General features: G+C 41.5%; 25 protein-coding genes. 15 read left to right on the forward strand and 10 right to left on the reverse strand.

What is annotated here, in order from left to right:
• The first annotated feature begins 38 nt into the window (after positions 1–38).
• Both LDO37_RS21015 and ppnP read left to right on the forward strand, forming a co-directional pair.
• Positions 39–887 carry an alpha/beta hydrolase gene (locus LDO37_RS21015; RefSeq protein ID WP_126607793.1) on the forward strand — a complete coding sequence of 283 codons (849 nt, stop codon included), beginning with the start codon at positions 39–41 and terminating at the stop codon, positions 885–887.
• 65 nt (positions 888–952) lie between these two features.
• Positions 953–1234, forward strand: coding sequence for a pyrimidine/purine nucleoside phosphorylase (gene ppnP / locus LDO37_RS21020; protein ID WP_126607792.1), 282 nt, complete (start codon positions 953–955; stop codon positions 1232–1234).
• 579 nt (positions 1235–1813) lie between these two features.
• On the opposite strand, the gene LDO37_RS21025 is transcribed toward ppnP, so the two are convergent.
• The 5 genes from LDO37_RS21025 to LDO37_RS21045 form a co-directional block, all read right to left on the reverse strand.
• Entirely contained in the window at positions 1814–2476 is a 663-nt protein-coding gene (locus LDO37_RS21025) for a YoaK family protein (protein ID WP_126607791.1), read from the reverse strand.
• A 138-nt stretch (positions 2477–2614) separates the two neighbouring features.
• The gene (locus LDO37_RS21030; RefSeq protein WP_126607790.1) at positions 2615–3484 is read right to left on the reverse strand and encodes a DMT family transporter; all 870 of its coding nucleotides are present in this window, start codon (positions 3482–3484) and stop codon (positions 2615–2617) included.
• 116 nt (positions 3485–3600) lie between these two features.
• Positions 3601–4110: a YgjV family protein gene (locus tag LDO37_RS21035; RefSeq protein WP_126607789.1), complete on the reverse strand. Its 510-nt coding sequence runs from the start codon at positions 4108–4110 to the stop codon at positions 3601–3603.
• A 640-nt stretch (positions 4111–4750) separates the two neighbouring features.
• On the reverse strand, positions 4751–6313 hold the full coding sequence (locus LDO37_RS21040; RefSeq protein ID WP_101110047.1) for a diguanylate cyclase: 1563 nt from the start codon (positions 6311–6313) through the stop codon (positions 4751–4753).
• 158 nt (positions 6314–6471) lie between these two features.
• Positions 6472–7080: an alpha-ketoglutarate-dependent dioxygenase AlkB family protein gene (locus LDO37_RS21045; RefSeq protein ID WP_126608604.1), complete on the reverse strand. Its 609-nt coding sequence runs from the start codon at positions 7078–7080 to the stop codon at positions 6472–6474.
• A 66-nt stretch (positions 7081–7146) separates the two neighbouring features.
• Between LDO37_RS21045 and LDO37_RS21050 the strand changes: the two genes are divergently transcribed.
• Together LDO37_RS21050 and LDO37_RS21055 are read left to right on the forward strand one after the other, a co-directional pair.
• Positions 7147–7497, forward strand: a complete 351-nt coding sequence (locus LDO37_RS21050; RefSeq protein WP_126608605.1) for a hypothetical protein — start codon at positions 7147–7149, stop codon at positions 7495–7497.
• 121 nt (positions 7498–7618) lie between these two features.
• Complete coding sequence (locus LDO37_RS21055; RefSeq protein ID WP_185829861.1) at positions 7619–7765, forward strand: hypothetical protein; 147 nt, start codon at positions 7619–7621, stop codon at positions 7763–7765.
• A gap of 93 nt (positions 7766–7858) precedes the next feature.
• On the opposite strand, the gene LDO37_RS21060 is transcribed toward LDO37_RS21055, so the two are convergent.
• On the reverse strand, positions 7859–8476 hold the full coding sequence (locus tag LDO37_RS21060) for a glutaredoxin domain-containing protein (RefSeq protein ID WP_126608606.1): 618 nt from the start codon (positions 8474–8476) through the stop codon (positions 7859–7861).
• A 576-nt stretch (positions 8477–9052) separates the two neighbouring features.
• On the opposite strand from LDO37_RS21060, the gene LDO37_RS21065 reads away from it, so the two are divergent.
• The 4 genes from LDO37_RS21065 to LDO37_RS21080 all read left to right on the forward strand — a co-directional run bounded on the left by LDO37_RS21065 (position 9053) and on the right by LDO37_RS21080 (position 13493).
• Positions 9053–10798, forward strand: a complete 1746-nt coding sequence (locus LDO37_RS21065; protein ID WP_126606599.1) for a methyl-accepting chemotaxis protein — start codon at positions 9053–9055, stop codon at positions 10796–10798.
• Between the two features lie 636 nt (positions 10799–11434).
• A complete protein-coding gene (locus LDO37_RS21070) occupies positions 11435–11938 on the forward strand; it encodes a GNAT family N-acetyltransferase (protein ID WP_126606600.1) in 504 nt (167 codons plus the stop codon).
• A gap of 206 nt (positions 11939–12144) precedes the next feature.
• Positions 12145–13125 carry an oxygen-dependent tRNA uridine(34) hydroxylase TrhO gene (gene trhO, locus LDO37_RS21075; protein WP_126608989.1) on the forward strand — a complete coding sequence of 327 codons (981 nt, stop codon included), beginning with the start codon at positions 12145–12147 and terminating at the stop codon, positions 13123–13125.
• A gap of 149 nt (positions 13126–13274) precedes the next feature.
• Positions 13275–13493, forward strand: coding sequence for a hypothetical protein (locus tag LDO37_RS21080; protein WP_104402440.1), 219 nt, complete (start codon positions 13275–13277; stop codon positions 13491–13493).
• Between the two features lie 94 nt (positions 13494–13587).
• On the opposite strand, the gene LDO37_RS21085 is transcribed toward LDO37_RS21080, so the two are convergent.
• From LDO37_RS21085 to LDO37_RS21095, 3 genes are all read right to left on the reverse strand, one after another.
• Entirely contained in the window at positions 13588–14601 is a 1014-nt protein-coding gene (locus LDO37_RS21085; protein ID WP_185829890.1) for an AbrB family transcriptional regulator, read from the reverse strand.
• Positions 14602–14655: 54 nt separating this feature from the next.
• Positions 14656–15006: a DUF3147 family protein gene (locus LDO37_RS21090; RefSeq protein WP_101110038.1), complete on the reverse strand. Its 351-nt coding sequence runs from the start codon at positions 15004–15006 to the stop codon at positions 14656–14658.
• A 195-nt stretch (positions 15007–15201) separates the two neighbouring features.
• Positions 15202–15672 carry a GyrI-like domain-containing protein gene (locus LDO37_RS21095; protein ID WP_126608987.1) on the reverse strand — a complete coding sequence of 157 codons (471 nt, stop codon included), beginning with the start codon at positions 15670–15672 and terminating at the stop codon, positions 15202–15204.
• A gap of 467 nt (positions 15673–16139) precedes the next feature.
• Between LDO37_RS21095 and LDO37_RS21105 the strand changes: the two genes are divergently transcribed.
• From LDO37_RS21105 to LDO37_RS21125, 5 genes are all read left to right on the forward strand, one after another.
• Positions 16140–16844: an aspartate/glutamate racemase family protein gene (locus LDO37_RS21105; RefSeq protein ID WP_126608986.1), complete on the forward strand. Its 705-nt coding sequence runs from the start codon at positions 16140–16142 to the stop codon at positions 16842–16844.
• On the forward strand, positions 16844–17212 hold the full coding sequence (locus tag LDO37_RS21110; protein ID WP_126608985.1) for a VOC family protein: 369 nt from the start codon (positions 16844–16846) through the stop codon (positions 17210–17212). Before LDO37_RS21105 ends, LDO37_RS21110 begins: the two co-directional genes overlap by 1 nt.
• Positions 17213–17221: 9 nt before the next feature.
• Positions 17222–17881 (forward strand): glutathione S-transferase family protein, encoded by a 660-nt coding sequence (locus tag LDO37_RS21115; protein WP_221768566.1) that lies wholly within the window; start codon positions 17222–17224, stop codon positions 17879–17881.
• A 235-nt stretch (positions 17882–18116) separates the two neighbouring features.
• The gene (locus LDO37_RS21120) at positions 18117–18446 is read left to right on the forward strand and encodes an antibiotic biosynthesis monooxygenase family protein (RefSeq protein ID WP_126608984.1); all 330 of its coding nucleotides are present in this window, start codon (positions 18117–18119) and stop codon (positions 18444–18446) included.
• A complete protein-coding gene (locus tag LDO37_RS21125) occupies positions 18443–18907 on the forward strand; it encodes a GNAT family N-acetyltransferase (protein ID WP_126608983.1) in 465 nt (154 codons plus the stop codon). Before LDO37_RS21120 ends, LDO37_RS21125 begins: the two co-directional genes overlap by 4 nt.
• 68 nt (positions 18908–18975) lie before the next feature.
• On the opposite strand, the gene LDO37_RS21130 is transcribed toward LDO37_RS21125, so the two are convergent.
• Positions 18976–20106, reverse strand: coding sequence for an acyl-CoA desaturase (locus LDO37_RS21130; RefSeq protein ID WP_126608982.1), 1131 nt, complete (start codon positions 20104–20106; stop codon positions 18976–18978).
• Between the two features lie 278 nt (positions 20107–20384).
• Here LDO37_RS21130 and LDO37_RS21135 point away from each other — a divergent pair, with 278 nt between their 5' ends.
• Complete coding sequence (locus tag LDO37_RS21135) at positions 20385–21725, forward strand: alpha-amylase family protein (RefSeq protein ID WP_126608981.1); 1341 nt, start codon at positions 20385–20387, stop codon at positions 21723–21725.
• A gap of 293 nt (positions 21726–22018) precedes the next feature.
• Positions 22019–24331 (forward strand): methyl-accepting chemotaxis protein, encoded by a 2313-nt coding sequence (locus LDO37_RS21140; RefSeq protein WP_126609963.1) that lies wholly within the window; start codon positions 22019–22021, stop codon positions 24329–24331.
• Positions 24332–24534 lie beyond the last annotated feature (203 nt).

The raw sequence follows: 24534 nt of genomic DNA on the forward strand, positions 1-24534 counted from the left end.
ATAGCACGAGCGTTCTATTTTTAAAGAGAGTAACGACCATGAGCGAGAAGATTTACTTCAATGCATCAAACAAGTTCAGCTTAAAACGCAGTTTGGTGAATTGCACCACGCGTTTGCATCATACGCTAGCGCCTAATCATGCTGTGAAAACAGCGAGAAAACTATTGCTGACTCCTGCACGTCTAAAACCAAAAAATACGGCACCTAAAGAGTTGGTAAAAGGGTCTGTTCAAACCAGCCATGGTGCTCTTTCTACGTTCTCATTAGGTGAGGGCCCAGTATGGGTGCTCACTCATGGTTGGTCGGGGAGTTCAAACCAGTTTTACCCGTTAATGGAGCACATTGCTTCCAAAGGCTATCGCGCCTTGGCTTATGATCACCCAGCACATGGAGAAAGTGATGGAGATGTAGGGCATATTCCAGCATTTGTGGAGGGTTTAGATGCCGTTTTAGATAGTGTCGATGACTTAGCCGGTATTATTGGTCATAGCATGGGAACAGCGTCAGTATTAGAAAGCCGACATCAAAAAGCCGAATGCTGCCCGATCATCTTAATTGCTCCTGTGCTGAATTACATCGAAAACTTGTTTTCGAGTATTCGTCGCTCTGGGTATTCCATGAAACTATTTAAAGAAGTGGTAGGGGAAGTGGAACGCCAATATGAATTTCCACTGAAGTCGGTTGATCCATACCGCCGTCTGATGGAGCGGAAATCAAAGTGCATTATTGTTCATGATAAAGACGATAAATTTACGTCTTATTCGGTTTCTGAAGAAGCGGATAAAGAAGGTGACAATGTCGAGCTAATTACGACCGAAGGTCAAGGTCATGGTCGAGTGATGAAGTCGTCTGCTGTTATGGGGGCGTTCGACAAATTCTCATCATAATGAGGCTTGCACATTTTTACAGAACGGGGTAAAAACAAAAGGTAATTCAATCACAAGGAAGAAAAATGATTACCGAAAATACCTATTTCGAAGGTGGGGTTAAGTCTCTAGCGTTCGTTCAGTCAGAACAAGAAGTGAGCGTAGGCGTTATGGCTGTAGGTGAATACACATTTGGTACCAATGCACCCGAAAAAATGACTGTCGTAAAAGGCGACTTAACTGTTAGGCTCAAAGGTGCAGAAGAGTGGGTGACTTACGCCCCTGGTGAGTCGTTTAATGTTCCTGGTAATTCACATTTCGACGTAAAAGTGGAGCAAATTACTGCTTACTTGTGTGAATACTTGTAGTTATACCTGAGATTGCTAAACCCGATATAGTTGTACCCAAGTATATTGAGACCATTTGGGTATATTTAAAAAAATGCCACAAAGACAAGTGGGATACATTAACGAGTCCATGTGGCAAAAACAAATAAAGATCGAAACCTGATACGCTCGCAATGGCGAAATGGATCAGGTTTTTTTTATTGTCGGCGATACTAATGAAATTAGGGTCTGTTGATCTTTCGCGGTTAAATTTTGTTCGACTTCTATGCACTTTAATCGCGGCGCAAGGTGTGTAGCCTATTTTTTTAAGAACAAAGCATTTCTAAGCAAATACCTTGCAACAAAGAGTAAAGTGCATAGAGCATAGAGCATAGAGCATAGAGCATAGAGCATAGAGCATAGAGCATAGAGCATAGAGCATAGAGCATAGAGCATAGAGCATAGAGCGGGGACGCCTAGTCGAACCCTTCGGGCAGCATTTGTGGCCTATTTCTACTGCGTTATCGCCTATTGATGTAGAGCGACTACACCGAATAAGCTCTGCCTTGTATAAATCACCCACAAATTGCTGCAAAAATCATCTCGAAAGATCAACAGACCCTATACTCTATTTTTTAACGCCAGCGTCATTGAATACGCTAGTGCTGCGAAAAACGCCAATAGTGCGGGTATTAACAGTGCCTTGAATTGCCACACGCGGAAGAGGTAAGCCCCAGCGAATCCTCCTAACACAAAGCCTGCTACGACAGCTAAGAGTAAACTCACTTTTCTTTTGTCGGCGCGCTCTCCTCGCAAATAGGCTCCGATCATGATTCCTAAATCTGTGATGATCCCTGTCATGTGAGTTGTCCTTACGACTGCGCCGCTGTATGTCGTTACCATTGCATTTTGCAATCCGCATGCAGCTGAAGCCAAATAATGTCCGGAAATCGAACCTCGGGTTAACGTAATTCCTGCCGCTGTTAACAATACGCTTTCGAGAATCAAAGCGGTACCGTAATGCCGACCAAGTTTTAGCGCTGTACTTTGGATGATATAACCGCTAATGGCGGAACCAACCATAAAGCTAAGAAGAATAAAGATGATATGAATCAGCTGAGAATCAGGAGAAAGTAAGCCAGCGCCAAGCAGTGTGATGGTTCCAGAAAGATGAGAAACAGACTGGTGCTGAAATCCTAGTAAACCTATTGCGTTAACGATCCCTGCAATTCCTGCAAGGCAAAATGCACCATATTCAACCCAGCGAGGGAGCTTAGTAAGCATACTGGAACCAAAACAAGGAGAGAATGAGGCGATATTCTATTCCTTGTTTCTGAATTGATCATCTGCAAACGCATCTCTTATTGATCTCTAGCAAAAGCAAACGTTTCGCCATACTTTAGCGGAACTCGGTTTAAGGTGTTATCCACCTTCAGTAACTTCAGAAGGGCGGGAGGTTTTTCTCTGAGCGTTCAGGTTAATGATATTTCCTGTGAGCATCAGAATCCCGCCGAGCAGTACCCACCAATCTAACGCTTCGTTGTATAGCCACATACCAACCACGGCGATAATGGGCAAGCGGAAAAAGTCGAGCGACACGACTACACCAGCATCTGCGTAGAGCATAGCTCTTGCAATACAAAAGTGAGCAGTCAACCCACATACCCCTACCACGAATAAATAAAACCACTCTATACCTGTTGGTACTTGCCAATCTTGATAAGAAAAAGCGAACCCGATGGGTAATTGAATTAAGCACATTAGGAAAATAATGACTAAAGGCGGCTCGGTTTCTGCCAAATATTTTGTACATACATAGGCGGTTGAAAAACTGATTGCCGCTAAGATGACGACAAAAGAAGCAGGGTCGAATATATCGGCACCAGGTTTTACGATGACAAGAACGGCAATGAATCCAAGGAATAAAGAAATTACTTTTGTTTTAGTGAATGCTTCGTTTAGAAACCAACAGGCGATGAGAAGTGTCCATAATGGCACAGTAAATTCGAGCGCAAATACATTGGCCAAAGGCAGAAGTGAAATCCCTAAAAACCAAGAATACTGACCAACAAAGTTAATAAGGTTTCTCCCCACATGTATATGCATTTTCGGGGATTTAACTAAGTGAAACTGACCAAAATAAGCCAATAATATAGAGACAAGCACCAGTCCAACTACGCTGCGAGTAAACACCAATTGAAAAGGCGTGTAGTTATCACCCAATTCTCTTGCTGTGATCGCCATAAACGTAAACGAGGCGAGTGTTCCCATCATCCATAAAACGGCTTTCATTCACTTTCCTTGTGAGAGTTCAAAGAGTTGTACAGACCATCGCAATATTGCAATGATGTCTACCGAGGATTTATTGACCATATAGTAAATTGGTAATCAAATCACTTATACAAAGGTCATAACGTCGCATGTTGGCTGCGATATAGCCTGAAAATAGTGATGGCGTTAATGATCGCAAAGGTACTTTCCATTAGTACGCCCCCAATAGAGCCCAGCACAATGTTATGCAGTAACCAACAAAGTGTATTGAGAAGAACGGTTGCGCGCATGGCAAGCCCTTCTAATTTGTACATACCCCATGTTGCGACCGATGTGCTGAATAAAGTAAGGAATTGATGGGGTTCAGATGCGTTAGGCAACCCTAAAACCCATATTAATGTGATAAAAAACCACATTAGGTAGGAAGATTGCGTTTTAGTAGAGAAATAGATCCTTAATACACTTACTGCACATATGGTTGCAGCCGTTATTGCCCCCATCAAAACAAAATGTAGAACGAGTAATATTTGGAATAAAGAAAGGTGAATACGCATCCGATAGCTGCATTTATGAGCAAAAGCCGCAGAGCCAAAAAGAAACGCAAGCAAGCCTACTAGCTGAGGAATATCATTAAAAACAGACAACATGATTATTTTTGTGAGCCAACGCAATATGACGTAACGGGCATGATAATAAAAATCGGAAACTTGATGTAAGAAATCTCTCACAAATACTGTAGGAAATCATGATACTTTTCGATACGTTATTATATTAGTCATGCCTTATCTTATTGAATGTGATACAAAAAATTGGTTGTTATTTTATGGTTATCAAAAGGTTTTTTAAAAAATATAGTCAAAAAGCCGTTATCTAGAACTAATATTATCCATGTCGACAGGATACGACGCTACCCTAAGGAAAGGGTGGTAAGGATTTATAAGCAAAGGCACTGCTTAACAAGGACAATGCTTCGAAGGATTGAAGCGCAAAGGAATAGTGTAAAGGACGCGCATGGACGGATTGGATAACACCTAAGGATTAGGTTTTTCCTCTACTAGGACTGAGGAAAGGAGGGATTCGTAAGGACACCGCTTCGGAAGGCGCGTAAAGGACAGGCAGCAGGAAGTTGCAACATTTATGGATTATCAACGTAGGATGCGTTAAGTAGCTGGAACGCTGCCAGAAAAATGATTTACCCCAACACATTTGTGTTGGGGTTTTCTTTTTTGGGTATAACGATATTGGCTTCAGTACGAGCAGATATTTGATACGGAAATAAGGCGCCAATTACAGTTCTGAGCATATGTAGAATTGATTTTTACCATTGCGTTTCGCCATGTACATTGCGTTATCTGCTTGGTTAAGTGTCTGCTCAAATTCGTTAATTTTTCCCTTAGTCATAACCACCCCAATGCTTGCTGAAACGGGATGCTCTTCGCATCTGTGCTCGCCACATGAACACGCATGTTCAATTTTAATCAGTAAATCCTGCAGAATTCCACCAACCTGACTCATTGAATCTAACTCAGTCAACATAAACACAAACTCATCCCCACCAAGGCGGGATGTTATGCCGATACCATCAAAGTGCTCGCTGATGACGCCAGCTATTTGCTTGAGGAATTTGTCCCCTTGCTGATGCCCAAATTGGTCATTGATGTGTTTGAAGTTGTCAAGGTCAAGAAGGCAGAGTGCGGTGAGCTGATCATCCGATAGGTTTAAGCTTGCGACTTGCTGTTGCAGACTTAGGCGATTGACTAAGCCTGTTAAAGGATCTTTCATGGCTAAATCTTGGAGCACTTCTTTTTGTCGTCGGAGTTGCTCGTTGGTATCGGAAATAACGGATGTTTTATAGAAGCTATAAACCATGGCACTGAGAATAACAAAAGTGAGAGCGGAAAACGCAAAGAGAACCAAGTAAGGGATCCAAAGAATTGGCATCGTTTGGGTAAAATGAATATCAAGTTGCCAAGTTCTTCCCGGCAAAGTGAGTGGGAAACTATACGAAAGGTGTCCGTCAGGGTCTGCTAGATACTGAGGGAAGATACGGAGATGATTTTCTCTCGTAACATCGCTAAGAATAAAGTGAATATGCTCTCGGTTCGCCAAATTACTCAGTAGTAATCTTTCTGGCTTAAGAAGCATGATCACATAGCCTTTAAGGTCATCTGGCGGAAAGTACTTCTCGTTAATGGCGTTATGCCTTTCGTGATCATCAAATACAGGAAAATAAATCGCCGTTGCGAGTGGTCCATCAGGGTCTTGCACGGTAGAAAATGGGCTGGTGGCGTGAACTCGCTTATCAAGAGCGGATTTTCTAATTGCCTGTTGATTGAATGGTCTTTGAGTTAATTCTAAACCAATGGCATCTTTGTTCGGTTGTAGAGGTTCCGTAAACATAATAGGAAAATAAACGGGGTTTTTAGGAACCGAAAGTGTTTTTGATGCCTCTGAATTAGTAGTGAAAAAACCCGTCGGGGCATAGCCTTCTTGTTTTAAGTGATACTCGACCAATGTACGTTCAGTTTGGTGGATCTTTGGCGCCCACTGTATGGCGAGTATGTTGTACTGCGAGCGGAGCATCACATCAGAAAAACTTGCAAACTCATCACGAGAAACCTGTTCTGAAGCAGAAAACAACGCACCATACGACTCTAGTAAACCCGATACGTCATCAAGTAAATACTGCGCTTTTAATGCTTGTGTATAGGCGATTTCATAAAGGCTTGTTTCAACATTTTGCTTTTCTACAGTCGCGGCGATGCTATAGGCAAACCAAGAGCCTAGACTTCCTAAACAAGTTGTAAAAATAACAAGCAAAGCCTGTATGCGAGTAAGTCTAACCAACATGAAAATTGCAACACCGATTGGAGATAATAAACCTATATTTGCATATGCTAATTTATTTAATAAGTGGCTCAGTTAAATTATTGTGAATTCTTGACGCAGTATCACCGAGTTCCGTACTTTTTTCATAATGAGTGTTTACATTGGTTAGATAAAAAGACTTATTTTTCAATAACATGTCTAAATGTAAGGTTAATTCGAGTGTTTACAGCTTTTTTCGTTTTTGGAATGGCGTGATACCAGTATTGCTGTGTTTCTCCTGCCATAATAAGCAGGGCGCCGTGCCCAAGTATAAATTCTTGTTTTTCATTAGAATCTTTATGTTTTAGGACGAAGCGCCTAGGTTCGCCAAGCGATAGAGATGCAATAATGGGGTGAGGTCCGAGTTCCGGTTCACTATCTTGATGCCACCCCATAGAGTCATTACCGTCGCGGTACATGTTTGCGAGAACGGAATTGAAGCGTTGACCGGATATTTCCGCACATCTTTTCTCTAAAGCTCGAAGTTCCTCTGTCCAAGGGTGCGGATGCATCGTTAACCCTGAATAAGTATAGGAAGCGTTGCCATGCCATGCTTGCAGGCGAGGTTGCAGTACTTTTCTTCCAAACATATTGATAGATTCTTGTTGCCAAGGAAGAGTATCGGTGAGCTTTTGAAATAAACTATTGGCATATGACTCAGTAAGAAAGTTTGCGTCCCAGTAAATTAAGCTATTTTGGAAGGTTAGCCATTTTCCTGTTTCTTCTTCAAACAAATCGTAATTCTGCACTTAATGATTCCTCGAATCGCCACATGGGTATAAAATACGCCCTTTCCCATACAAGGTAAAAGAAGAATGCAACAACAAGAGTTTGAAGCCCTAGTAAAATCCCTATGCACGCAAGAATCGCTTCCAAAAGCGCTGGAATTGTTGAAAATCTCTGAAGAAAAAGAAGTTGCAGATGCTGCTGAATCTCTCTCTGGTCAGTTTGCGCTAGCAGAAGTGGAAGGTGAATCTCGAATTTATCACGTTACACTTCAAGAAAATGAGCAAGGCGAAGAACAAGAGTTTGTAGAGCACGTGATGAATGAAGGAGATGACATAATAAAATTTGTCGCTTGGTTCTTCTTTAGTATGTTTGAAATTAAAGAGCGAGATACATATCAAGCAGCAGGGAAGACTTATCAGCAACCTAAGCGAGGCTAGGTATATTCGTCCTTTATGATCATCGATTTACTTTTGTTGCAATGAAAATGTGATCTATGTATTGCTTCTAATCTGGTTAAGAGTAAACTGTGACTCAGTTCACGTTATAGGAGTGCTCAAAATGGGATTAGATTTAGGATCGGTATACGTTGCCAACCAAATGGCTAAGAAGATGGTGGAAGAGAAGCTCTATGGGCAGCCATCTTCAAAAATCGAAAGACCTTCTTTATTTCGCCGACTGGCTTCGAAGGTTAAAAAAACAGAGTAAGGGAAGTTATGATGATCGAAGGAACGAATCAAATGCCCAATCATAAAATTGGGCTTTTTCTTTTTACATCCAAGCTACTTGGGTATAAATGAGTTAACTTGCGTTTTTCGATTCCATCTCTACCACATTGTCCGGAACTGGGCGCAATCCATTTGTTCCAATATGCTCTTCAAGTTTATCAAACCCCCCCACATAATTGCCGTCTAGCCAAATTTGAGGCACGGTGACTGGCGTTTTTTCGCCAATGATGGCTTTCACTTCTGGAATCATCCGATAAAGAGTAGAACTGTCTTTGACGACATCGTGGTACTCATAGTTTATACCTAATTCATCTAACAAGCGCTTTGCTTTAACACAGTATGGGCAGGTTGCTTTCCCGTACACAATGTTTCCCACGAGTTTGCTACGTTTAGCCCACTGTTGAATAACCGACTGTACTAACACCCCTCGGTTTAATGCTTCACCTTGGCTAACGACTTTACCTTCAACTACCAGAATAGGCGCGTGAAAAGCGCCGTATTTTAGCGGCTCCCACCAATGCGATAACCAATCTTTTATTTCTAAATCAATGGGAATGCCATCCAATTCGTTTTCAAAGGTGTCCTGAAGAATATCTTTAGTTAGTGTGCATTCTCCACAAGGAATGTTCACCTTGAATGGACCCCAACTACCACCCCAGCGGTATAATGTGATCTTGATCGGATTTGCCATTGATGTTTCCTCATAAAGTGTATTGATTTAATAGATCCGGATAACGAAAAAAATCTTTCATCCATTAAAAATATTTTTATCTAGCGTGTGAGAGTGTGGTCGTAAACAAGGTTAGATGGAATCTTAAAATTATAGCAAACAGGGAAAAATCAAGGTTTTCATTGAAGGCTCAAATTGTTTGCTGGAAGGCTCGTCTTTTAGCTTCATTTTTTTTAAAAAAAATTAAGCCTTAATTAAATTCGTATATGCTCACATAAATGTGAGCGATTCAATAAAGAACTTGATCAAAATTGTGACCCTTTATGATTTGAATAAAAAAAGTCTATTAGAAAAGTATTCCATTATATATGTCTTGCTTTCACTAGAATCAGTAAAGAAAGTGCTCTTTATAATAAAATTTAAAAGACAGTTAATATGTAATTCGTTTGAATATTTATTGAGCTGTGAGCGATAGCACATTTATTGTCTTTCTTTGTGTTAATGTAACCAAAATTATTAATATTTTTGTATATATGAAACCGGTTTATATTACTCCTTGGTTTCATTTTTGGGTGAATATATTAGGGACTATATATTATGGGCAGGCTAAGCTTTAAATTAAAAGTGATAATTCTGATTTCTCTTTCAGTATTAATCACTATTGTTACTTCTTATTTTAGTGTTAATTACTATATCAGCGAGTATATTTATAAGTCGGATGTCCAAAAAATTGAGCATAATACAAAGTTGCTCAATGAGCGTATTGCCGATGAAATGAAGAATGTCGTTTCGTTAGCTGTCAGTTCCAATATGATGATAGACACGCCTGAAGAAGTAAAAGAGTCCACCATGTTTGTTAAGGTAGTAAAAGTGGTTTCTGGTGTTATAGCTGTTGGTGACACGGGGCGGTTAGAAGGCGAAGAGAGAGACAAGTACATTAACTTAGCTCGCGCAATGGAATCGCGTATTGTGGATGTGAGCAAAGCTGAATTGATAGATGGAAAATTATACTCAACTATTTCTGTAAATAGAGATGGAGGTTCAGCTGACTTTTATACTGTCGATTTAGCGATATTTTCTGAAATTATTAAAAAATATTCTGTGAATGGAAGTTATATTGAACTAATTTCATCCTCAAATCAGACAATATATTCAGACAAGATTAACGGTGACTTGAAAACCTTAAGCTCGACCATTGAAATGGATGGGATAAATTGGTCTCTGAACAGCTATGTCGACCTTCAAAGCATAAGGGATAATACTGCTACTCTTAATAATGAGATAACTATAGTTCTGGTGCTAATTGGTCTCATTGTTATCGCATTTAGTACCTTAATGCTTCACCAAGCATTTAGACCATTACTGTCATTGAAGAATATGGTGGCAGAATTATCTAACGGGACCGGAGATTTAACTCAACGCCTTACGGTGAAGTCTAAAGATGAAATTGGCAACATATCTTCTTCAATCAATATGTTTATTGAAAAGTTACAAGAGAACTTTATCGACGTTTCCACGTCCACAAAAAACATAGATAAAGCGATTGAAAAACTCAGCCATCAATCTCAATCGAACTTGAGTACGCTTGACGGACACACGCAAGAAACTGAGCAAGCGATCAGTGCAATAAGTGAAATGAGCGCGACGGCAGATGCAATTACAGACAGTGCAGTAAAAGCCGCAGAACTTACCGATATCACCAATATGAATGCCAATACATCGAAGAAAACGGTACAGCAAGCCGTAGAAAATGTATCTGCGTTAATCAATGAAGTCGGCTCAATGTCGACGTCCATTAGTACAATGAGCCATGATACAGACCAAATTAATTCAGTTCTTCAGGTGATTGGAGACATAGCTGAGCAAACGAATTTATTAGCGCTTAATGCCGCTATTGAGGCAGCACGAGCGGGCGAGCAGGGTCGTGGCTTTGCTGTTGTAGCGGATGAAGTCCGTGCACTAGCGGCCAGAACACAAGAGAGCACATCGCAAATTAATGAAATGTTAGGCAAGCTTCGAAGTGCGACTGATAATGTTGTTACCGCTATGGAATCGACCCGTTCAAGTTGTGAAGAAACTGCGCAAAGTACTAATGAAGTAATGGAATCCTTGAATCTTGTTACGGATTCCGTTGTGGAAATTAATGAAATTAATGCACTCGTAGCAACGGCAGCGAAAGAACAAAGCCAAGTTACGGACGAGGTTAGCAAGAACATGGTCGCGATACAGGATATTGTTCATCAACTAAATGACAACGCATCCGATACACTTACCATCAATGAAGAGTTGAGTGGGACGTCTAACAGTCTAGGAGATGTTGTTGGCCGATTTAAAGTGAGTTGATTTGTCAGAACATCTGTGGAAACAGGGCGCCTTGGCGTCCTTTTTCTTTGTATATTAGTAGGTTAATCAATATGTGGAACTCTGAATATTTTCTTTCATCAACGCTCTTTTTCCGGAGCGATATTAACCTTTCATTTAGCTCGAATATATGCGTGATTTCTCATAAAACTTATGTATAATCCCCCCGCTCACAGCATAAATGGAATGCGATCCTGTAATTTTTTCGTAAAATGAAGCTTCGCAATTGAAAACTGGTAAGTAATCAAGGAAGAGCCATTGTTAACAACTGAGGTGATTCAGACGTATGATTACGTTATTTTCATTACTGAAATGGGTGGTGCTTTTTGCTTTGGTTAAGGCGGGGATCATTGAAAAGTCGACAGTAGAAAAGATAGCCAAAGGAACGTTTAGGTTATTCAAAAATGTTTTTTTGATCGCAATATCTACTCTCTTTCTCTTTGAAAACCAACCTCTTGTTCACCATCAAGTATATTTCGAGAGAAAATTCAAAGAGTTTTCTCGATAGCCAGTTGAAGATCGAAGCGTGTAATGACTGAGCTTTGCTATAGTTTTAATTGCAACGATGTAATGTTGCCTCTCACCACTTCGCACTCATGCTTATCTAAAGGAAATCTTATGGTAGAAACGGAACACCTTATCCTTGTGCCAACATCACACAGTGATTTGGATATCTATAAAGAACTGCTTTCCAGTGCCATAGTGACGCGCTATTTACCATCTGGTAAACCTTACACAGATAACCAAATTCAAACGAACATAAAAAATCGCGAAGCACATTGGCTAAAACATGGCTTTGGCACTTTTACCGTTTGTCAAAAATCGGATCGCAGCAAGAAGTTAGGTTATGTTGGAGTGGAAGAATCTCCTGAACCTAACGTATTTGAGGTTCGGTATGCCATTGTTCCAGAAGCTCAAGGCCACGGTGTGGCTCAAGAAGCGGCGCGTGCATGTTTAGATTTTACCTTTCAAACCAGTAAGTTGAGCAAGATTTATGGTGTTGCTGTTAACGAAAACTATCCCTCTATAAAAGTAATAGAAAAGCTCGGGATGCAACCAGAGCCTGACGCGCATTTCTATGACTTTAATGAACTTCTATATTATTCCATTTCGCGCCACTGATTTTCGAGTTATTGAGCGAACAAATATTATTTATAAAAATATCCATATAACTTGTCCGTGTTTGTGAAAAGCGCTCTCAGCTATACTCCTGCGTCTCGAATCGCTCTCTTTGGATTGTCACTACGCTAAAAGAGGTAATGCGATTTTGAATCATACAGTAATCAACAGCTCTGGATTTACGATCCAGCTCGCTAGAAGGAAAAAAAATGTCTGAGTACGTAGTATGCGCTCTGTATAAATTTGTGCGTCTAGAAAATTATGTAGAACTCCGAGACCCTTTAAAAGCTTTGATGGAAAAGCACGAAGTTCGCGGAACGTTATTGCTGGCAGAAGAAGGCATCAACGGCACAGTTGCTTCTAAGAGAGAAGGCATCGATGCACTCCTTGCATGGTTTAAACAAGACCCTCGTTTAGCTGAGATTGTCTACAAAGAATCTTTCGATGCAGTCCAGCCTTTCAATCGCACAAAAGTAAAACTCAAAAAAGAGATTGTGACACTTGGTGTTGAAGGTATCGATCCTCGTCATGTTGTTGGCACCTATGTTAAGCCTCAAGACTGGAACGATCTTATTGCTGATCCTGAAGTTTTTGTTGTTGATACCCGCAACGATTATGAAATTGAAATCGGCACATTCCAAAACGCTGTGAACCCTAAAACAGATACTTTCCGTGAATTCCCTGAGTATGTTGCTCAAAACATGGACCCAGAGAAACACAAGAAAGTGGCTATGTTTTGTACCGGTGGTATTCGATGTGAAAAGTCGACCGCTTATATGAAAGAGCAAGGCTTTGATGAGGTTTATCACCTAGAAGGTGGCATTCTAAAATACCTTGAAGAAGTACCTGAAGAAGAAAGTATGTGGGAAGGCGACTGCTATGTTTTTGATGGGCGAGTTGCGGTAAATCATCAGCTTGAAAAAAGCGGCTATGAGATGTGTAACGCATGTCGTTTACCTATCACAGAGCAAGATATGGCATCTGATGCGTTCGAAAAAGGGGTAAGCTGCCCTAAATGTATCGACAAACATTCAGAAGAGCAAAAAGCCCGTTTTCGCGAGCGTGAAAAACAAGTTCAACTTGCCATTGAGCGTGGAGAAACTCACGTAGGTGGTGAAGCCGACAAAGTGATAGCTCAGCGTCGACAAGAAAAAATCTCACGCAAAGAGCAGCAACGTCAGCAAAAGTAAGCTGACCAATATTTTTGAAAGCCCTTAGACACCTTGTGTTTGAGGGCTTTTTAATGCCTTTTTGGTGATAATGCATCTTGCTCACTATTGACTAATTTAAGATTACCTCATAACATGTATTTAAAATGCATGTTATGAGGTAATCAGGTATGGATTTTAAGAGAGTCAGCGAAATTGGTGGTACGGTCATGGTCGTTTCTTTGTTGGTGATGACTACTACGTTGCTAATCAGTTTTCCCTTAGCGGACCGATTCAGCATTATTCAGCAGGCAATTGCTCATATCGGAACTATTGTGTTTGCCGGTGTATTCAAAGTGGGTTATGTCGCCTTTATTGTTGGGCGATACGAAAGAAACCTGTCGTTTTAAAGGATGGTTATTATGAATTTTGCGTATTTTTACTATTTAGGACTTGCTGCGTTTCTTGGGCTAGTTGCCCCATTTCTCGTTTTGTATTTGGCGGTTATGAATTGAGCTTTTTGAGTAAAACGTAAACAGCAGGAGCCAGTTGAAGCACACTCAAGCGTATGACGTGGTGCAGTATTATAAACATCACGTCAAAGCCATTAGCTAGCGCAACAACGACAACGCTTTCCAGTGCTCCCGGTGCATAGGCGAGCGCAACGGATGTTATTGGAACATCAAATATTGACACCGATAAAACCGTAAAGAGGGCGGTGATTGCAAGGACGAGTACAAAGCAGATACATCCCGCTCTCGTGTATTTTAATGCATCACTTCCAGTTATCCCGCCAAAACGTGATCCTATTAAAAGACCAAGAACAACAATCGCGGCGTCCATAAGCCAATTCGGTACCGTGAGTCTTTCGATTGGAAGAACTGGCGAGAAAATAAGGCAAGAAAGCATTGATGTTAATAGATAAGGTGCAGGTACGTTCCATTTTTCAAGCCAACGACCGGAAATCATCGAAATAACCGCAAGAAGTATAAATGTGCTAATAGATTCAAAAGAATAGTGCAGTTGTTCCTCTTCTAAAGAATCATATCCATCTGGAATAAAGAAGCTAGCAAAGACAGTCAGCAATACCAGTCTAAATAAATGGACAAATATGACGCTGGCTGACGCGTTGTTTTTGTCTATCACATCCAATACAGCTGCCATTGCCCCCGGATATGCAGCAAGTATACTGTCCAATTTTGACCACTTTTCGTGTTTACGGAGCCACCAAAAGCCCACCCCGACTTGAACGATTAGACAAGCCAAAAGAACCAAAAGGCTAGGGAGTAGGTTTAAAAATTGCGTTAGTGAATACTCGACCAGTTGAAATCCTGCCGAAAACCCTAGCACCAACTGAAGGAACACACTGTCCTTTTTACTTGTCTTTGCGTTAGGTATAAATCGAACGGAGATGGCAGCGCCTAATAAAGTCCCTAAAAGCAATCCGTGTGGAATGGCGAGTTGCTGAAATATAATCCCGACAGCCAAGGAGAAAATGAGTAATTTAACGTATTGCACAGACTCTCCTTTTAACATGGATACTCCAATTTACTTTGCTTGCAGGAACGAAATCTAAAGTAAATCTACACCGAAAGTGCGTGCTATCCAGACAATAATGCCAAACGATACCATGGTGATGACAATGCCGATTCCAAGTGATACAAAAAAGTGAAATCGCTGCATGAGCATAGGGAAGGCGAGAAACATCGGCAGTGTGGCCACAACATACCAAAATGTGTAAAACGCATGATTGGCGAGCTTCTCTTTCGGTTGCCCTTCAAAATGAAGCCAAATCAATGCTAATACTGTCACTAAGGGAAGAGACGCCAAAAGCGCACCAAGTTTATCGCTACGCTTTGCGAGCTCAGAGACTAAAACAATAATGGTCGCGGTGATGAAAAACTTGGTGACAATCCATGCCATAAAAAATTCCAATTGATTGAGCAGAGGATAGCGTTCCGAAATCCTGCTCCTTGAGGTGGTTTGAGTATAACATAGCATAATTGTCATACCGCGCCTTGACTTAGGGAGATAGCGGGCATGCACCAACGTCATATTTTTAAGGAAAACACAGAGGTTGGTGCAGTGTTAGAAAATCAGAGTATAAAGAATGGGGGCTTATGTTGTTGGGGTAACGCCAATGTAAATTTCAACTTCATCCTCGCTTTTGTATTTTTCAAAATCCGTACAGTACGCTCGTTCATACTCACAACCTTCGGCAGAAAAGAATGCCCAAATTTGCTGCCAAAGCTCCACGACCATACTCGGCATGCTTCCCCTGTTACTAAAAACTAAGTACTCGCCAGATTCGACTAGAGATACTTCTAGCGTGCTTTGATCACTTAGCTTATTTTGAACCTGTAAATGAGTGGCTCCCGCCGTTACATCAAATTCACCAAGATGATCCGACTCGTACTGGTGATAGATTCCAAAGACTTCAGATTCAGTTTGAAGGTTTGGGGCAATATTAACGTAGAAATCTTGCCAAAGAGCTCCAATTTTTAAGCCGGATGTTTTCATTTCATCATGATTGTTTGTACGGATAGTTAATCCGTGAACTGCAAATTGTTCGATTTTTTCCATGCGCATATTCGAGCTCCTGTCGCTAAACTGACGTGTGTAGCCTTTAGCTTAAAGAGCGCGAATGACAGATTGTGTCAGGAGGGCAATTTAAGGTGTCTTCATGTATTTGTTGTTTAAAAGTTTCTATACCCAATCAACTTGAAGATGCTGGCTTGAAATCCTGAAAATTATCATCTATCCAAAACGTAACTGAACCACGTTTACGGAGAGCTTTGTTGTATTCTGCCCTGTTAGTTATCTTCTTTTTTGCTTTACCTATGCCACTACAAACACACTTCAAGTTAGCCATGAAAGCTTTCTGTTTCTTGTCTGAATCACCTCGAAAGGTCAGCTACCTCGAAAAGACGTATATAGTTTGTATGTAGAAGTATTCGCAGTAACTTAAAAATTTATCAATAAGATGCATATTTATATCGAAGTTTTGTTGGGTCTTTGTTAATTTGTAAAGGAAATTTAAATATGAGGTTGGTGTAATGAAAGTAATAGGGATGATTGGCGGCATGAGCTGGGAATCGACAACCAGTTACTACCAAGCTCTAAATACACTGACCAACCAGCGATTAGGCGGGTTTCATTCTGCTAAAATTTGCTTGTACAGTGTTGATTTTGCTGAAATTGAAGCACTTCAGCGTGCAGGTGAATGGACTAAAATGGCAGCTATCCTTTCTAATGCAGCGAAATCTCTACAAGCTGCTGGGGCTGACTGCATTCTGATTTGCACAAACACAATGCACAAAGTAGCACCAGAAGTTCAATCTTCTGTTTCCATACCTCTTCTTCATATTGCTGACCCAACGGGAAATGCTCTGGTTTCAAATGGAGTTACAAAGGTAGGGCTTCTTGGAACACGTTTCACAATGGAACAAGCTTTTTATCGTGAACGTATAGAAACGAATTTTGGTATTTCCGTTGTTGTGCCTAACGAAAAACAGCAAGCGGAAGTACACCGGATCATTTATGAAGAATTGTGCCATGGGCAGATTTTAGATTCGTCCAAAGCGACGTATCTAGATGTCATTGGTTCGTTAGCAGAGCAGGGTGCACAAGCCATAATTTTAGGTTGCACTGAAATAGCATTACTGATTAAGCCTTCCGATACCGTTACTCCTCTTTACGACACGACACACTTACATGCGCAACACGCCGTTGAATTTGCTTTGGTTAGGATTAAAAAATAATGACACATAATCTTAACACTGTAGATATTAAGGTTTTTATCCCTGCAGTAAATTATGAATTGTGTAAAGCCTTTTATATCGACTTAGGGTTTGAGTTAAAAAACGACATGGGTGATCTTGCGTTCTTTTCGCTTGGGCATACCAATTTTCTACTTCAGGACCTCGCAGAAGCAAAGCACACCAGCGAGTTGATGATGCACCTCCAAGTAGAGGATGCTAAAGCATGGCACCACGCAGTGACTGAAGGTCAAATTAAAGAAAAATATGACGTAAATGTTTCTCCTTTAATTGAACAACCTTGGGGAATGCTAGATTTCACTGTGACAGATCCAAGTGGCGTCCTGTGGCGTATTGCTCAAAATATTTAAGTGGTCACCATGATTAAGTTATACGGACGTAAAACCTCTTTTAATGTACAGAAAGTACTTTGGTTTTTGGAAGAGCTTAGTCTCGATTTTTCATTGGTTGAGCTAGGCGGGCGATTTGGTGGTTTGGATGACCCTGAGTTTTCTAAGTTGAATCCGATGAAGAAAGTCCCCGTATTAGTGGATGGTGATAAAGTAATTTGGGAGTCGCACTCTATATTGCGGTATCTAGCGAGCGAATACGGTGAACTGCAAACGCCTTATCAACGTTCTGAATATGAAAGATGGATGGATTGGTCTCAAGTGATTTTTCAACCCGCGTTTATGGGAACGTTTTGGGGTTTCTACCGCATGCCTGAAAGCAAACGGGATATACGCCAAATAGATAGAGATTTAAGCACATGCGTGGGCGCACTAAATTTGGTTGAATCGACGCTGCAGCGCTCACCTTTGGAAAGTTCAAACCGAGAATATCCAGTTTTGGTTGGCACTAAACTTTCTCTTGCCGACGTGTGTGTAGGGGCGATCCTCTATCGATTAACCGAGCAAGGGCTTGATATCAAGCTACCTCCAAGAGTAAATGAATGGTATCAAGCGTTAAAGCAGCGAGTAGGATACCAAAAATGGATCATGAGCGATTTCACTGAACTTAAAGCAAGAGAAGATTATTAAAAGCGATGATGTTATCGCTTATACCCAAGCATCTTGCGGTCACTTGGGTATAACAGTTAGGGGAAAGGAACGATGGGGTCTAGGGTTATCAGGCCTTAGACGCCAACAAACCCCAATATCTAAGCCAATACTCAATAAATAGGGTAAGAGCTTAATAAAATTTGTATCCAGCTTTGTACGTTTATATCCAAGCATCTGGGTATAGTTAATGGATACTTTGTGAAGGAGTATATAGATGTCGTTAATTTCAAACACACCAGAGCCTCCGTATTACGCGGTGATCTTTAGCTCAGTAAAAGGTCCACATGATGAAGGTTATGGCGATACAGCGAACCGAATGCTGGAGCTAGCAGAGCAGCAATCGGGTTATTTGGGTGCAGAATCCGCACGGGAAGAACTGGGCATTACGGTATCTTATTGGCGAGATTTGGACTCAATCAAACAATGGAAATCCAATGCTGAACATCTTGAGGCGCAAAAGCTCGGTAGAAAGCAATGGTACCAGTCTTACAAAACACGAATTGCAAAAGTAGAGCGTGATTATAGTTTTGAGGAGGACATATGATTCTGATCCGACACTATACCGAGCAAGATGCTAGAGCGACTTGGAAGTTGTTTTTCCACACTGTACGCAAAGTGAATTTAGGCGACTACAGCGAAGATGATGTAAAAGCATGGGCACCTGAACGTTTCGAACTGGCACGATGGCAAAAGCGAATGAACAGCATAGAGCCATACATTGCAGAACTGAATGGTAAAGTTGTCGGCTATGCTGATTTACAAAAAGACGGCTTAATCGATCACTTCTTTTGCCACCACCTATACCAAGGGAAAGGCGTTGGAGCGGCATTGATGAACCATATTTTCTCTGTCGGCAAAGCGAAAGGCATAAATCGATTTTATTCAGAAGTGAGTATTACGGCAAAGCCGTTTTATGAACATTTTGGGTTTGAAGTTGTACAGCGACAAGAAATAGAGCTTCGGGGCAGAACATTAACCAACTTCTTGATGGAAAAACACGCTTAGATTGATGACCTTACCTTGAAAAAAACTCACCAGCTGGTGAGTTTTTTGGTTTTAGTTCGTTTGAAAGCTTACGCGTATTGTGCGACCAATCTGTCCCAACTTTTTTGCTTGGTTTTCAGTGTCGCACGCACTTGTTGGTAGCGAACCTTGAGCAGCGACGCCTCATACTTACGAGTCAGGTCGGTTTTTTTCGCTTCCATAAGCTGCTTTTTGACTTCGTAATACTCCTGCATTTGTTTCCACAAAGCATCATATTCAGATTGTAGAGAGTCGATTACGGTTGCACCTTGGGGTTTGTTTTGAATATTTTCCTTTGCTTTACGGAGCTGCATTTGTATCCGAGCACGTTCAATCCTAATGGCAGGGCATCGCGTCAGTTTGCTGGCCAAGCCAACCAAGGAAAATAACCGAATCATCCATTTGGTTGGATCGTACTGCCACCAATGAATGCCATTACGGTAGTCATTTTCAAAGATATGGTGATAGTTGTGGTAGCCTTCGCCAAACGTTAGAAATGCTAAAAATCCGTTGTCCCTTGCCGTATTCTTGTCCGTGTAAGGCTGGGAACCCCAAATGTGAGCCAATGAATTGATAAAGAAAGTCGTATGATGGTTTAGCACTAACCTAACGGCTCCAGTGACCAGCAACATTCCCCAAATATCCCCATGTAAAAGACCTAGTAGTACTGGTACGCCAACATTCATAACGATAGCAAGCAGTAGGTAGTGCTTATGCTGCCACATGACGATGGAGTCTTTTTGAAGATCTCGGCAGTTTGAATAATCGGAATAAGTGGTCTTGTTGTAATGCCTTAGCATCCAGCCAATGTGTGAAAACCAAAAGCCCTTCTTAGCTGAGTAAGGGTCTTTGTCGTTAACATCAACGTGTCTATGGTGAACTCGGTGATCAGACGACCAATGCAGCGCACTGTTTTGAAGAGCGAAAGCCCCACCCAAAGCGTAAACAACCCGAATGATGGGGTGTGCTTCATAGGCCTTGTGTGCCCAAAGACGATGGTAACCAGCAGTAATAGAAAGGTTGCAAAAACTGAATGTGACGACCAGCCAAATCAGGTGTTCCACTCCATACCCAAATTGATATCCGTACCAGGGGGCAACCAACACCGCCAAAAGCATACTGATAGAAAATACCCCAATATTAAGCCAGATGAGGGGGGGCTTTTTTTCGGTGTCGACCATTTTTTGTTCATTCCATTTTTCAGCTTACACATGTTCACTCAAAGATATTCAGCGAACATGTGTAAGTCAATAGTTAAGTTGTAATAATGTTGTTGATATCCAATCATCTTGAGCTCTCTGGGTATAAATTAATCCTAGCAGTGCTCGGGGGGAAGGGGAGGCATTTTAATACGGGTAGACTTAACGGGCTGAATCTTTGAGGGAATGGTTGCATTTGAATCGTCTTGCTTATTAAGATATTGACTGAACCATCTGGGGAATGTGGAGCCATTTAAAGAATGTTACAAAATCAAGGGCGTTCAAATGTGATACTGCATGCGTTCGACTGGAAGTACAGCGAAATTGCTGAGCACGCAACCAAGATAAGCCGACTAGGCTATCGTTCGGTATTGGTATCGCCCCCATTAAAATCATTGAAAGAAGGCAAGGGTCAATTTTGGTGGCAGCGATATCAGCCACAAGATTACAGGATCATCGATAACCCTTTAGGTAACACCAACGATTTTAAACACATGATGCAAGCACTTATGGCGCATGACATTTGGGTATATGTCGACGTCGTTTTTAATCATATGGCCAACGAATCGGATGTAAGATCCGATCTACAATTTCCTGCACAATCCGATTTGGACACCTACGAATCGAGCACTGAATATTATAATGAACTGAAATTGTTCGGCGACCTTTCGCAACCATTGTTTGAGAAGGAAGACTTTGTCGAGCCGTTTGGCATTGTTGATTGGCGTAACAAGTGGGAAGTACAAAATGGTCGAATCAGCAGTGGTCCAGCAGACCCAGGTTTACCCACCCTTAAAGACAACGAGCATGTGGTTGAACAACAAAGACATTACTTGAAGGCATTAAAGCAATTGGGAGTGCGTGGGTTTCGGATCGACGCAGCCAAGCATATGAGCTTGCAGCACCTAGAAAAAGTGTGGGGTCCGGATATTACGGAAGGTATGCATATCTTTGGTGAAATCATTACGGATGGCGGGGCAACTAAGCAAGAATACGAACTCTTTCTTAAACCTTATTTAGAAAAAACAGAACTCGCGGCATACGACTTTCCGCTGTTCAATACCTTGTTTAAAGCCATGAAACCGGAAGGAACACTGGAATCATTAGTCGACCCTTATGCTTTAGGTATGGCTCTATCCAACCCTAGAGCCGTCACATTCGCCATTACTCATGACATTCCCAACAATGCCGTATTCAACGATTTAGTAATGGATGAAGCCAGTGAATGGCTAGCCTATGCTTATTTATTGGGGCGAGATGGCGGGGTGCCACTCATTTATGCAGAACCACCCGCTAGAGCAATGGCGCACCAACCCAACATCAACCGTTGGGGATACAGTTGGCAAAGTGAAAAATTAAAAGCACTGTTGGAATTCCACAATAAAATGTACGGTGAAAAAATGATATTTCATTTTATAAGTAAAGACGTCATTTTATTTTCACGTGGAACGAAAGGAATTATGGGTATCAATAAAGGAAAATACACACAACCTATTTCTTCACTGTACCCAAACCTTCAAAATATGGAAAATAGCTCAAACTGGAATATCGAACATCTTGAAATAAAACCAAATGACTATTTAATCCATTGTTTTAATTAACCTAATCCGTCCTGTTTTCTTTAGCTCAAACTCTAAGTGTATATCCTTTAATTCTATGTGGTTATATTTAATGACTATAAAATATAACCACTCTATACAAAGGGTTATTGGTGGAGTTTACTAACCTACTGCATTTTTATTATGTAACCCATTACATTCTGTACCAAACTTAAAGCTGATAGAGCAATAAAAAATTAAAACATATAAAAGTCAGCAGGCTGTCGCTAATTTCTATTTATGTGGAATTTACCGCCGATAGAAATACACAATAAGAAAGCTGATAAGGTTATAAAATGAAGATCGCAACTAAAATTATTCTCGCTTGTTCTTCTCTCTGCGCGATTGGGGTTATCGTCAGCGGAAACTTCGTAGCCTGGAGAGCGTCGGATTTATCCGAGCAAGCAATTTACGATAGAGCCATTAGTCAATTAATTTCAGTCCGAGAGATAAAAAAACGGGAAATCGAAAGATACTTTGAACAGATTCAGTTTCAGTTAGAAACGTTAGCAGATGATATTTCGACCCAAGCGGCACTAAGAGATTTCTCTTCAACATTCAACGAGTACCCAAAAGAAAAGGTGAGCTCTGCGGATGTGAATGCACTTAAAAGTTATTACAGCGACGGATTTGGGCAAACGTACCGAGACAGCAATGGTAACAAGTCGGGTAATGAGTTAAGCCGTTTGAGCCAGATAAGTGATGTAGGTACTGCACTCCAAGCGCGTTACATTGGCGTTAATCCGAATGTGCTTGGTGAGAAGCACCTCTTGAAGTCTGATACATTGAATACTCCGTATGATAAAGCGCACAAGCTGTACCATCCTCCCATCAAACACTTCCTTGAATCGTTTGGGTATTACGATATTTTCTTGGTAGACAATCAAGGAAACATCGTCTATTCCGTCTTCAAAGAATTGGACTATGCAACCAACCTTCTTTCTGGCCCTTACAAAAACAGTGGCCTAGCGGAAGCGTTTAATGGCGCAAAATCTAAAGCCAAAAACGACTTTTTCTTGGTTGATTTCAAGCCATACTACCCATCCTATGAAGCAGCGGCTTCATTTATGGCGGCGCCAGTATTCGAAGATGGTAAAAGACTCGGGGTGTTGATTTTCCAAATGCCAGTTGATGCCATCAATAGCATCATGACCTACGATGGAAAATGGGCAGATGCAGGGCTTGGTACAAGTGGAGAGACTTATTTAGTCGGTCAAGATAGCTTACTCAGAAGCCAGTCTCGTTTCTTACTTGAAGATAAGCAAGGTTATATGCAAGCGCTGACATCCGCTGGAATTTCTGCCCGTGTGGTTTCTGAAATTGGCGACAAAGACAGTGCAATTGGTCGTCAACCAGTAGATACCAAAGGCAGTAAAGCAGCGCTTAGTGGTCAAGTGGGTAGCGAAATCATTTTAGATTACCGTAATGTTCCTGTGCTATCCGCATACTCGCCGATTACAGTGGCAGGGTTGAAGTGGGCGATTCTCAGCGAAATAGACGAAGCAGAAGCTTTGGCAGATGTTGGACGCTTAAACAGTGCTGTGTTTGCAACAGTAGGTATTAGTACTGTTGTGTTACTCGTGTTATCTGCGATAGGAGCATCGGTAGTCGGAGGGGGAATCGCTCGACCTATTAAAGCCGCTGCACAGCAAATATCTCATATTAGCAGTTCTAAGGATCTTACTGCGAGGCTCGATAACAAAGGTAAAGACGAGATGTCTGATCTCGCCACAGCCCTGAATGATTTATTTAAACAGTTACAAGGCATAATTAAAGAGTTTAGTAGCGCGACAAATGAGTTGACTGAAAATAGCCAAACAATGTCAACGGCTATGGGTGATACACGCAATGCTGTGAGTGAACAGCACAACAAGTCGGATTCTGTTGCGGCAGCTGTAAACGAATTGAGTGCGTCAGTATCGGAAGTGGCGCAGTTTGCCAGCCGAGCCGCTGAGTTCGTGAAAAATGCGAATGACACAGGGCAACGCAGTGCCACCATAGGACGCGCGCTTGGTAACGAGATGGGGCAGTTGACCGATCAAATGAAACAAGCCAATCAAGCAATTGAAAGGCTGTTAAAAGAAAGCAATTCAATTGGTGAAGTGCTCGATGTTATTCAGTCGATTGCCGAGCAAACGAACCTCTTGGCTTTGAATGCTGCGATTGAAGCTGCGCGAGCAGGAGAGCAAGGTAGAGGCTTTGCCGTCGTAGCGGACGAAGTTCGCTCACTCGCAAGCCGGACTCAAGCTTCAACTGAAGAAATTCGTGGCAAAATTGAGGCGTTGCAAGGAGAAACCCAAGCAGTTGCTGACGGCATCACTAACGCGAATTCGTCCGTAGAGCGAGGAACGGAAAGTTGCCGACAAAATACGGATATGCTTGATCAAATCACAAACATGCTGACTGAATTGAACGACATGAATTTGCAGATAGCAACGGCTGCCAATGAGCAGTCTTCCGTTACGGATGAGATCAGTAGTAGCATTACGTCCATTGCCGATGCATCGATGCAGGTATCAAATCAGACCAATGAAATAGATAACGTTGTCTCTGGATTGTCTGGTCAAGCGACAGAATTGAACAAGAAAGTTGGGCAGTTCCGTTACTAAACTCCACAGATACAAACGAAAAAAGCAGTGCTGATAGCCCAGCACTGCTTTTTTGTTTCTCAGATATCACATTCAACTTACGTAAACCGATAAAATACTCGCCTAATCGTTCGTTTATTAGCAAGAAAGCTTTTAGTCAGAGAGCTTTTAGCAATAGAGCTTTAGGGGAGCTGCATACTCCACCAGTTGGCATCTATCGAATA

Origin of the sequence: Vibrio penaeicida, from assembly GCF_019977755.1 — a bacterium.
Lineage (GTDB): Bacteria > Pseudomonadota > Gammaproteobacteria > Enterobacterales > Vibrionaceae > Vibrio > Vibrio penaeicida.